This window comes from Paraflavitalea devenefica, assembly GCF_011759375.1.
GTDB classification, from domain to species: Bacteria; Bacteroidota; Bacteroidia; order Chitinophagales; family Chitinophagaceae; genus Paraflavitalea; species Paraflavitalea devenefica.
Window position 1 is genome coordinate 1 of sequence record NZ_JAARML010000014.1, and the last position, 3,480, is coordinate 3,480.

Sequence of the window (3,480 nt, forward strand, 5' to 3'; positions counted from 1 at the left end):
CGCATCAGCAGGTACGCCGGAGAGTACTGGCGGTGTGTTATCTTGTACAGTCAGTGTCTGCGTTGCAGTCACCGTGTTACCACAGGCATCTGTCGCTGTCCATGTTCTAGTGATGGTGCCGCAACCATCGGTTACACTAATTACTTCATTAAAGGTTACTGGTACTGTTGGATCACAATTATCGGTGGTGGTTACGGTTGCGGCGGTTGGTATACTACCACATTGAATCGTGGCATCGGCGGGAACGCCGGTGAGCGCTGGCGGCGTATTGTCAACAACTGTTAATATTTGAGTTGCAGTCACTGTATTGCCACAGGCGTCAGTAGTAGTCCATGTTCTGGTAATGGTTCCGCAACCATCAACAACGGTAGTAGTCTCAGCAAAGGTTACAGGGACAGTCGGGTCACAGTTATCTGTGGCTGTTACTGTCGCAGGGGTTGGGATTGCACCGCATTGAACCGTTGCATCAGCAGGAACTCCGGTAAGTACTGGGGGAGTATTATCAACAACAGTTAAGGTTTGTATTGCAGTCACCGTATTACCACAAGCATCAGTGGCAGACCAGGTTCTTGTGATGGTTCCACAGCCATCGGCAACACTAATCACTTCATTAAAGGTCACTGGAACTGTTGGGTCACAATTATCAGTGGCAGTCACTGTCGAGGCAACAGGGACAGCGCCGCACTGAACGGTTGCATCGGCAGGTACACCAGAGAGTACCGGCGGAGTATTATCTACAACCGTTAATGTTTGTGTTGCTGTCACTGTATTACCACAAGCATCGGTGGCCGTCCAGGTCCTGGTAATGGTGCCGCAACCATCGGTTACACTATTTACTTCATTAAAGGTTACAGAAACAGTCGGGTCACAATTATCTGTGGCCGTCACTGTTGCTGCTGCAGGAACGGCACCACATTGCATAGTCACATCAGCAGGAACGCCGGTAAGTACTGGCGGTGTATTATCTTGTACAGTTAATGTTTGTGTTGCAGTTACGGTATTACCACATGCATCGGTGGAAGTCCAGGTCCTGGTGATGGTGCCGCAACCCTCCACTACAGTGCTTGTCTCAGCAAATGTCACAGATACAGTCGGGTCACAATTATCTGTGGCTGTCACGGTTGCAGCTGCAGGAATAGCACCACACTGAACCGTTGCATCGGCAGGTACACCCGTTAATACCGGTGGTGTATTATCAGTTACAGTTAAAGTTTGCGTTGCTGTCACTGTATTGCCGCAGGCATCGGTGGCCGACCAGGTGCGGGTGATAGTACCGCAACCATCGGTTACGTCATTTACTTCATTAAAGGTTACCGGCACAGTCGGATCACAATTGTCAGTGGCGGTTACGGTTACGGCAGTTGGAATAGCGCCACACTGAACGGTTGCATCGACAGGTACACCGGAGAGTACTGGCGGTATATTGTCTTGTACAGTCAGTGTTTGTGTAGCAGTTACCGTATTGCCGCAGGCATCCGTAGTAGTCCAGGTTCTGGTGATCGTGCCGCAACCATCGGTTACACTAATTACTTCACTAAAGGTCACTGGTACAGTAGGATCACAATTGTCTGTGGCTGTCACGGTAGCAGGGGTTGGGATTGCACCGCATTGAACCGTTGCATCAGCAGGAACTCCGGTAAGTACTGGGGGAGTATTATCAACAACAGTTAATGTTTGTGTTGCAGTCACCGTATTGCCACAAGCATCGGTGGCGGTCCAGGTTCTGGTGATTGTACCACAGCCTTCAGTTACATTGATTACTTCATTAAAGGATACAGGAACTGTCGGATCACAATTATCTGTGGCTGTCACTGTAGCAGCGGCTGGTATACTACCACATTGTACCGTGGCATCGGCAGGAACGCCAGTGAGCACTGGTGGTGTATTATCAGTTACAGTCAGGGTTTGTGTGGCAGTAACCGTATTGCCGCAGGCATCCGTAGCTGTCCATGTCCTGGTGATAGTACCACAACCATCGGTTACGGTGCTGATCTCGGTCATTGTGACCGTCACTGTTGGGTCGCAATTGTCTGTTGCAGTCACAGTTGCTGCTGCAGGGATAGTACCGCATTGCACTGTCGCATCTGCCGGAACACTCGTTAATACCGGTTGTGTATTGTCTTGTACAGTCAGCGTTTGTGTGGCAGTTACCGTGTTGCCGCAGGCATCCGTAGCTGTCCAGGTTCGGGCAATAGTACCACAACCGTCTACAACAGTGCTGGTCTCTGCAAAAGTTACCGGTACCGTCGGGTCACAATTGTCAGTGGCAACCACTGTAGCAGGGGTTGGTATACTTCCACATTGCACTGTCGCATCTGCAGGAACGCCCGTTAATACAGGTGGTGTATTATCTTGTACAGTCAGCGTTTGTGTGGCAGTCACGGTATTACCGCAGGCATCGGTCGCTGTCCAAGTGCGGGTAATGGTTCCGCAACCATCAACAACGGTACTGGTCTCGGTCATTGTAACCGTCACAGTGGGATCGCAATTATCTGTGGCAGTCACTGTAGCGGCAGTTGGGATAGCACCACACTGAACAGTAGCATCAGCCGGAACGCCGATTAATACCGGAGGTGTATTATCAACAACAGTTAAAGTCTGAGTTGCAGTCACCATATTGCCGCAGGCATCAGTGGCTGTCCAGGTGCGGGTGATCGTACCACAACCATCTGCTACGGTGCTGGTCTCGGTCATTGTAACTGCCACAGTCGGGTCGCAATTATCTGTCGCTGTAACTATAGCAGCGGATGGTATATTGCCACATTGAACCGTTGCATCAGCGGGTACACCAGATAATACCGGCGGAGTATTATCAACTACCGTCAGCGTTTGTGTCGCAGTCGCCGTATTGCCACACGCATCAGTCGCTGTCCAGGTGCGGATAATGGTTCCACAACCATCGGTAACACTAACTATTTCATTAAAGGTCACAGGAACTGTAGGATCACAATTATCTGTCGCTGTAACTGTAGCAGCGGTTGGTATACTTTCACATTGAACAGTCGCATCGGCAGGAACACCGGTTAATACCGGCGGGGTATTATCTGTTACTGTCAAAGTCTGTGTTGCAGTCACCGTATTGCCACACGTATCAGTCGCTGTCCAGGTGCGGGTAATGGTTCCGCAACCATCAACAACAGTAATAGTCTCAGCAAAAGTTACCGGTACAGTCGGGTCGCAATTATCTGTGGCAGTGACTGTTGCCGCTGCTGGGATAGCACTACACTGAACTGTAGCATCTGCAGGAACGCCGGTTAATACCGGTGGGGTATTGTCTGTTACTGTCAAAGTCTGTGTCGCAGTTACCGTATTACCACACGCGTCAGTCGCAGTCCATGTTCTGGTGATCGTACCGCAGCCATCTACTACGGTAGTTGTCTCATTAAAGGTCACTGATACAGTCGGGTCACAATTGTCAGTGGCAACCACTGTAGCAGGGGTTGGTATACTTCCACATTGAACCGTCGCATCGGCAGGGAC

The 3,480-nt window shown here is 50.3% G+C and carries 1 protein-coding gene; it reads right to left on the reverse strand.

All coding sequences use genetic code 11. The annotated features are described in order from the left end of the window. Window positions 1-3,480: HYR-like domain-containing protein (locus tag HB364_RS32820; RefSeq protein ID WP_167292696.1), on the reverse strand; the 3,480-nt coding region annotated here is incomplete at both ends.